The following is a 528-nucleotide window of genomic DNA, read 5'->3' on the forward strand; positions in this document are numbered from 1 at the left end:
GCGGTTCATAGGCAAAGGCAGGGCACGCCGCCGTGGTCTCGAACCCGGCGACATCGATATTGTCCTTCACCGCGAACGGCACGCCCGCCAGCGGCAACTGCTCGCCCGCCGCGACCCGCGCATCGATCGCGCGCGCCGCCTCCAGCAGCGCCTCAGGCGATGCGCGGCTGATCCAGATCTGCGGCTGGACAGCATCGTACGCCGCGATCCGCGCCAGCGCGGCTTCGGCCTGAGCCACCGCGCTGCTCGCTCCGGACCGCACCGCCGCCGCGATGGCCGTGGCGCTCAGGCGAAACGGCGCGCTCATCCGTGCCTCGTCAGCGCGAGGATCGGCTCGCCCGGCTGCACCGATTGCCGCTCCTTCGCATAGAGCGCCGCGACCGTGCCCGCGCCGGGGCTGTCGACGCGGCACTCCATCTTCATCGCCTCGATGATCGCGATGGCATCGCCCGCCGCGACCTCGTCGCCGACATTGACCAGCATCTTCCACACGCTGCCGCCGAACGGCGTTTCGATCAGGTCCGCGCC

The 528-nt window shown here is 71.2% G+C and carries 2 protein-coding genes; both read right to left on the reverse strand.

The genetic code is table 11. The annotated features are described in order from the left end of the window. Window positions 1–307 (reverse strand): amidase family protein (locus DM995_RS12815; protein ID WP_286164950.1); only part of this gene is annotated, 307 nt, incomplete at its 3' end. Then, the coding region (locus tag DM995_RS12820; RefSeq protein ID WP_198669356.1) for an acyl-CoA carboxylase biotin carboxyl carrier protein subunit at window positions 304–528 on the reverse strand (225 nt) is incomplete at its 5' end. The genes DM995_RS12820 and DM995_RS12815, both read right to left, overlap by 4 nt.

It is taken from the genome of Blastomonas sp. UPD001, assembly GCF_003426715.1.
Taxonomy (GTDB): domain Bacteria; phylum Pseudomonadota; class Alphaproteobacteria; order Sphingomonadales; family Sphingomonadaceae; genus Blastomonas.